We start from the raw sequence: 6,920 nt of genomic DNA, 5'->3' as shown, positions 1-6,920 counted from the left end.
TGTACGCCTTTTACTTTGAAAAATTCTTATAAATTTTGATTGAAATATATCATGGGAACAGGTTAAAGGACTGAAAGTGTAGTTCCTTAGCCGTGACAGAGGATGAAATCGAGACCTTGGCTCGATTCAAATTGAAAGACCTTGGCTTTCAATGATCCCACGGCTCACAAGGAACGTACACTGTAAGGACGAAAAATCTATGATTTTAATCTTTTGTCCCAGCCTCTTTTAACGGAACGCGGTTTTATGTGACAAAATAGTACCGCTTTATCACAGTGAGCGATATTGTTTCGGTAAATAGTACCCTTTATCCGCTTATTTCACATTGAATAAATACAATAGAATGAATCAGGTAAATGATACATACATACATTAATTTTTTTGGATATTACCGCTTTTAAATAAAGGATTGTTCACGAGTGATCGTTTTTGGAAAATCAAAAGTTGTTGACAAAGAAATGCATATAAACTATATTAAGTTTATGAAAATTAAATAGTCTTCAGGGCAGGGTGGAATTCCCGACCGGTGGTATAGCCCACGAACCGAAAGGTAGATTCGATTAGATTTCGAAGCCGACAGTAAAGTCTGGATGAAGAGAAGACATCATAAAGAATTTTGAAGATATGTAAGGAAGGTCTATGTGACACCCTTTGTTTCTTTGATTTAAATTCTTTTAGCATTGTATATTATACAAGTGATTGTGTAAGCCCTGGAATGAACTTTATTCCAGGGCTTTTCTTGTACTATCAGTTTTTTTTGGGCGAACTTTTTTCCAGCTCGCCAGACTGTTTAGTAAATCATTTGCACAGATATCGTTTGTAATGCAAAAGCCCTGATATTGATGATCAGGGCTTTTTTATTTGGAAATGGGGGTTGTTAGGCATGGTTAAGGAAACGGATGAATATTATATGGGCGTAGCGCTGACTTTAGCAGAAAAAGGGCGTGGCAAGGTGGCGCCAAATCCAATGGTAGGCGCCGTGATTGTGAAAGATGATCGTATTATTGGACAAGGCTATCACGAGCAATACGGGCAAGATCATGCGGAAGTGAATGCTTTTCGTTCAGCAAATGAGGATGTGGCTGGGGCAACCATTTACGTTACTTTAGAACCCTGTTCGCATTACGGGAAGACGCCACCGTGTGCGGATCTGATAATTGCCAAGCACATCCAACGGGTAGTTGTTGGGGCTTTGGATCCGAATCCTTTAGTGGCGGGGCGTGGTATTCAAAAATTAAGAGACGCGGGTCTAGAGGTTGTGACTGATGTTTTGGCAGAGAAGAGTCGACAACTAAACGAGGTTTTTATGAAATTTATCACTGAAAAACGACCATTTGTGGTACTCAAAACGGCCATGAGTCTGGATGGAAAAATTGCTACTACATGCGGTGAATCTCAATGGATTTCAGGGGATGCTTCTAGGAAACAGGTGCATGCTACCCGCGGACACTTAACGGGCATAATGGTTGGCATCAACACAGTGTTGAAAGATAATCCCCGATTGACCGCTCGGCTAGCCAATAGCAAGAATCCAAGGCGCATTGTGGTTGACAGTAGTTTGCGGATGCCCTTGGATCGACAGATTTTAGAGGACCAAGAAGATGCGCCAACTATAATCGTCACGACTGATAAGGCCAATCCTAGCAAAATGACTAGTTTGTTGGAAAAAGGCGTGCAGGTGATTACTGTGGCGGCTCATCAAGGACGGGTAGATTTACAAGCAGCGATGACAAAACTAGGGGAACTCAATATCGATAGCATTTTGCTCGAAGGCGGAGCTGAATTAAATTATGCAGCATTAGCTGCAGGTATTGTGCATAAGGTGCAAGTGTACATTGCCCCCAAAATAATTGGCGGATCAAGTGCCCCGACTCCAGTAGGCGGTGTAGGGATTGACCGCTTGGCTGACGCTTTTCCAATTATCAACATGAAGACCCATGTGATTGGTGAGGATTTATTTATCGAAGGTTATGTGCAAAGGAAGGTGGTATAAAGATGTTTACAGGAATTATTGAGGAAATTGGCAAGGTCAAAGCCATCCAAAAGGGGGAAAAATCTTCTGTTTTGACGATTGCGGCAGAGACAATATTAGAAAATACCATTATTGGGGATAGTATCTCTGTAAATGGGGTATGTCTTACTGTGACGGCGTTGACTTCCGATGCCTTTCAGATGGATGTCATGGCGGAAACGCTAGACCGTTCTAATCTTGGCCAATTAACAGTTGGGCAAAAAATCAATCTAGAAAGAGCCCTGAATTTTGAGAAACGATTAGGTGGGCATATAGTGAGTGGCCACATTGATGGGATAGGAACCATTCAAGACTTTCGTCCAGATGACAATGCTGTTTGGGTTACCGTCACTACAAGTCCTGACTCGTTGCGCTACATCATAGAAAAAGGATCAATTGCGATTGATGGCATTAGTCTTACAGTGGCCAAGGTGGATGATCAATCTTTTGCTGTAGCAATTATTCCCCATACAGCAGAAGAAACCATTTTATTAAAGAAAGCAGTCGGGGACACCGTTAATTTAGAATGCGACATGATTGGTAAGTATGTAGAAAAATTATTGGGTTTTGTTGATGCTCCTGTAAATAAATAACGATAGGCCAATGCAACATAAATGAAAGGAAGTAAGACCATGTTTAATACGATTGAAGAATTATTAGCAGATTTACAAGCAGGGAAAAATATCCTCTTGGTCGATGATACAGACCGCGAAAATGAAGGGGATTTAATCTGTGCAGCGGAATTTGCGACACTAGAAAACATTAATTTTATGGCAACACATGGCAAGGGTTTGATTTGTATGCCAATGTCAAAAGCGTACACCAAGAAATTGGGTTTGCCACCAATGAGTATCGAAAATACAGATAATCATACAACAGCTTTTACCGTATCCATCGATTATAAGGATACTGAAACGGGGATTTCAGCCTATGAACGCTCCTTAACAGCAATTAAAATAATTGCGGAAGATGCGCGTCCTGAAGATTTCCGTCGACCAGGTCATATGTTCCCACTAGAGGCTGTTGAAGGTGGCGTACTTGTACGTAATGGACACACAGAAGCGACCGTAGATCTTGTCCGTTTAGCCGGAATGGCACCAGTTGGTTTGTGCTGTGAAGTCATGAAAGCAGATGGCACAATGGCGCGTCGTGATGATCTTTTTGAAATGGCAAAGGAACATGGTCTTAAAATTGGCACAATCAGTGATTTAGTCGCCTACCGTAAAGCAAATGAACAATTAATGATGCGCGAATCACAAGCGAAATTGCCTACTGCTTACGGGGATTTTGACATCTATGCATACGTAAACGCTATAACTGGAGACCACCATGTAGCCTTAGTCATGGGGGATATTGATGATGGTGAACCAGTTCTGACACGTATTCACTCAGAATGTTTAACAGGGGATGTCTTCCACTCTATAAAATGTGATTGCGGTCAACAACTGGAAGCAGCCTTACAACAAATTGCTGATGAAGGTCGTGGCGTGCTGTTATACATGAGTCAAGAAGGTCGAGGTATTGGTCTCGTAAATAAAATTCGGGCCTATGCTTTACAAGATCAAGGTTACGATACGATTGAAGCGAATCTAGCCTTGGGATTACCTGTGGATATGCGCGAATACTATGAAAGTAAACAAATGTTAGATGATTTAGGTGTTACCAGCATAAATTTAATGACGAATAATCCGTTAAAAATTGAGAGCATGGTCCACTATGGCATTCACATTGAACAACGAATTCCTATTCAAATGCCAGTTTTCCCAGAAGACCGCCATTATTTAGAAGTTAAATGCGAGAAAATGGGGCACCTTTTAAACTACTAACAGCAAATATGAAACATTAGATAAGGAGAAAATACATATGAAAACATACGAAGGAAAATTAGTTGCACAAGATTTAAAGATTGGGATTGTGGTTGGACGTTTTAATGACTTTGTAGGCGCTAGACTATTGGAGGGTGCCATTGATGCCTTAACCAGACATGGACTTGAGGAAGATGATATTGAAGTAGCCTGGGTACCGGGGGCGTTTGAAATTTCAGTCGTTGCACAAAAAATGGCCGCATCACAAAAATATGATGCCATTATTACCTTAGGTGCGGTTATCAAGGGGTCAACAGCTCACTTTGATTATGTTTGCTCGGCTGTAACAAACGGAGTGAACCAAGCAGCCTTAACTACAGGGGTACCAGTATTATTTGGTGTCCTAACCACTGAAACAATTGACCAAGCCATTGAACGCTCCGGTACCAAGGCCGGTAATAAAGGATACGATGTTGCGGTTGCTGCTATTGAAATGGCCAATCTACTAAAACAGTTATAAGCATTCAATTATTAGTTAATCATTTTTAAAATGAGTCATTGATGTTCACTTCTATTTAGTAGAAGCATATCAATGGCTCTTTCCCCTTGTGCATGCTAGTCCCTCGACTGAAGTGCTGCCGTGTTTCAATGAGTCGGGGTTGTAGTAATAAACATCTTTACTGCTAGTTATCTAAACTATATAATAAAAGGGTGAATGTATTTTTCCAATAACCACGATATAGATATGATGAATTATAGGAGAACAATTATGACTGTGAAGATTGAGGCGAAGATGCGCGGTAATGTGCTTGTTGGGGTGAATCCGATGGGCTTGAAGCAAGAGGTGGCGAACCAGATTCAATATGTGAAGGCTCAGGGGACTTATGCTGGGCCGAAGAAGGTGCTGGTGATTGGTGGGTCGTCTTCGTACGGGCTTGCGAGCCGGATTAATTTGGCTTTTGGTGCAGGTGCGGATACGATTTCTGTCTCACATGGTGGAGGGCCACGGACGCCTAAGAATCTTGGAAAGCCGGGTTGGTATAATAATATTTTTTTCCGTGAAGCGGCTGAAGCTGAGGGCTTGATTGCTAAGAATGTGATGGCGGATGCCTTTTCAAATGAGGCCAAAGCGCAAGTGATTGATTTCATCAAGAATGAGTTTGGGGGCAAGGTGGACTTTGTCGTTTACTCGCTTGCTTCTGGTATACGGACGGATCCTGCAACGGGAGAAACGTATCATTCGGCCATTAAAGCGATTGGTGAGCCGGTTGTGGGGCCAAATGTGAATTTGCAAAAGGAAACCTTCTTTGAGCAAGTGTTGGAACCAGCGACGGATGAAGAAATTGCCAATACGGTCAAGGTTATGGGTGGCGAGGACTGGCGTTTATGGATGACGGCTTTGCGTGAGGCCGATGTCTTGTCTGAAGGTGTGCAAACGGTGGTCTACTCCTATCTTGGGGCTGAATTGAATGAGTCTTATTATAATAAGGGAACGTTAGGTCGTGCGAAAGCAGATTGCGACCGTTTTGCGGCATTGATTAATGAGGATTTGGCGCCATTAAAGGGTCAAGCGACAGTTGTGGTGGCTACGGCGGTGACCACCAAGGCTTCATCAGTGATTCCATTTTTCCCAGTATATTGTTTAGGACTGTACAAGGTCATGTCAGATGCAGGCTTACACGAAACGCCAATTATGCACATTGACCGCATTTTCCGCGATATGATTTGTGGCGATAATGCCGTATACGATGAAGCAGGCCGAATGCGTCCGGATGCATGGGAATTAGATCCAGATATTCAAGCGAAAACAAAAGCCTTGATTGAACAGATCAACCAAGATAATTTCAACACAGACTTTACCGCGTGGAATATCTTTATGCATGAATTCCTAAACCTGAATGGCTTCGATGTCGATGGTTATGTGGAAATACCGGTAACTTTCGAAGAATTGGCTAGTTTAGAAGCTTAAATAGAAACAGCCCAACTAAGCAGACGCTCGGTTGGGCTGTTTTTTGCTGTTTTTAGATTGAAGTGGGGGAAAGCTGAACCACTTTTGTCACACTCTATAAAACGTGCTCCATTAGGCAACCCACTGCCCACTTCAGATGACCTTGCACCACACTGCGTGCGCTGCGGCAGGCATCTTCCACTGGTTGTGGCTAAACGCCTCATGTCACACTCTATATACTTTAAATTTAGGCTTTTTCGCGTTTTACTTCTATACGATAACCATCTGGATCTGTAACGAAGAAGTAAGTTGGGTTACCATCTGTTAAGCCTTTTAATTCACCAGTTTCATATGGAGATGCCTTACAAATTTCATGCATAGCCTCTAAATCTTCGACTGTGACACCTAAGTGACTGAAGCCATCACCGATTTGGTAAGGATCTGCATCATAGTTATAAGTTAACTCGATTTGTACGGGTGAACCAGGAGAATTTAAATAGATTAAATCAAATTTTTTCTCCGGAAAATCTCTACGACTAGCAATTTCAAAATCAAAAAGATTAGTGTAAAAATCTAAGGTTGCATCGATATCTCTCACGCGTAAGCAAATTTCTACAAGTGTTTGTTTCATTTATATCATCCTCCATCATTTACTAAGTCCATTCTAACATGAATGTATTTTAGACTCACCTCATAACCCATGACTGGAAAGAGGTATCTAGTAAGAAATTTAGACAAAAAAGTTTGAGTCAAAAATAAAGGAGAATTACCGATGGATAGTTATCCTACCCATGTTGAGAAAACGTCGATTAGAGAATGAACCTACCATTCTATAATTTTAGGCGTTTTTACCAAGAATAAATTGCGGTTTTATAAAATATGTCATTTTTTTATGGCATATATTCCCATTCTTGACAGATTTTATTATTTATAAAGAACAAGCCGCCATTTAATAATTTTGGTCATTTATTTATAATATGAAATTTTATACTATAAAATTTCGCATTATTTTCTAGTATCAAGAATTATTCTATAATGAGCTCGTTCACAATACAGCAAAAGGGGTTGGAACTATTTTGATATGCTCCCCCTAAAGTAGACACTTAAAAAAGTAAATCTACTTTAGGGGGGAGTTTTTGCGTTCAAATAGTAAACA

Annotated in this window: 6 protein-coding genes and 1 riboswitch; of the genes, 5 read left to right on the top strand and 1 reads right to left on the bottom strand. The window is 41.1% G+C overall.

Annotation, left to right across the window (positions count from 1 at the left end; translation table 11 throughout):
* The first annotated feature begins 492 nt into the window (after window positions 1–492).
* A riboswitch (FMN riboswitch) is annotated at window positions 493–607 on the top strand.
* 276 nt (window positions 608–883) lie between these two features.
* The 5 genes from ribD to fabV all read left to right on the top strand — a co-directional run bounded on the left by ribD (window position 884) and on the right by fabV (window position 5,785).
* On the top strand, window positions 884–1,993 hold the full coding sequence (ribD, locus tag B9P78_RS08935; RefSeq protein ID WP_094519100.1) for a bifunctional diaminohydroxyphosphoribosylaminopyrimidine deaminase/5-amino-6-(5-phosphoribosylamino)uracil reductase RibD: 1,110 nt from the start codon (window positions 884–886) through the stop codon (window positions 1,991–1,993).
* A 2-nt stretch (window positions 1,994–1,995) separates the two neighbouring features.
* On the top strand, window positions 1,996–2,604 hold the full coding sequence (locus B9P78_RS08930; RefSeq protein WP_094519099.1) for a riboflavin synthase: 609 nt from the start codon (window positions 1,996–1,998) through the stop codon (window positions 2,602–2,604).
* Between the two features lie 39 nt (window positions 2,605–2,643).
* The gene (locus B9P78_RS08925) at window positions 2,644–3,837 is read left to right on the top strand and encodes a bifunctional 3,4-dihydroxy-2-butanone-4-phosphate synthase/GTP cyclohydrolase II (protein WP_094519098.1); all 1,194 of its coding nucleotides are present in this window, start codon (window positions 2,644–2,646) and stop codon (window positions 3,835–3,837) included.
* Between the two features lie 37 nt (window positions 3,838–3,874).
* Window positions 3,875–4,336, top strand: a complete 462-nt coding sequence (ribE, locus tag B9P78_RS08920; protein WP_094519097.1) for a 6,7-dimethyl-8-ribityllumazine synthase — start codon at window positions 3,875–3,877, stop codon at window positions 4,334–4,336.
* 249 nt (window positions 4,337–4,585) lie between these two features.
* Window positions 4,586–5,785 carry an enoyl-ACP reductase FabV gene (gene fabV, locus B9P78_RS08915; RefSeq protein ID WP_094519096.1) on the top strand — a complete coding sequence of 400 codons (1,200 nt, stop codon included), beginning with the start codon at window positions 4,586–4,588 and terminating at the stop codon, window positions 5,783–5,785.
* A gap of 226 nt (window positions 5,786–6,011) precedes the next feature.
* On the opposite strand, the gene B9P78_RS08910 is transcribed toward fabV, so the two are convergent.
* Window positions 6,012–6,395 carry a VOC family protein gene (locus B9P78_RS08910; protein WP_094519095.1) on the bottom strand — a complete coding sequence of 128 codons (384 nt, stop codon included), beginning with the start codon at window positions 6,393–6,395 and terminating at the stop codon, window positions 6,012–6,014.
* Window positions 6,396–6,920 lie beyond the last annotated feature (525 nt).

The organism is Aerococcus sp. 1KP-2016 (assembly GCF_002252085.1).
Classification (GTDB): domain Bacteria; phylum Bacillota; class Bacilli; order Lactobacillales; family Aerococcaceae; genus Aerococcus.
This window is presented reverse-complemented; position numbering and strand designations above follow the sequence as displayed.

Coding starts and splice junctions, on each gene's coding strand:
- ribD (WP_094519100.1), top strand. CDS start 884: ATGGTTAAGGAAACGGATGAATATTATATGGGCGTAGCGCTGACTTTA.
- ribE (WP_094519097.1), top strand. CDS start 3,875: ATGAAAACATACGAAGGAAAATTAGTTGCACAAGATTTAAAGATTGGG.
- fabV (WP_094519096.1), top strand. CDS start 4,586: ATGACTGTGAAGATTGAGGCGAAGATGCGCGGTAATGTGCTTGTTGGG.
- B9P78_RS08910 (WP_094519095.1), bottom strand. CDS start 6,395: ATGAAACAAACACTTGTAGAAATTTGCTTACGCGTGAGAGATATCGAT.
- B9P78_RS08930 (WP_094519099.1), top strand. CDS start 1,996: ATGTTTACAGGAATTATTGAGGAAATTGGCAAGGTCAAAGCCATCCAA.
- B9P78_RS08925 (WP_094519098.1), top strand. CDS start 2,644: ATGTTTAATACGATTGAAGAATTATTAGCAGATTTACAAGCAGGGAAA.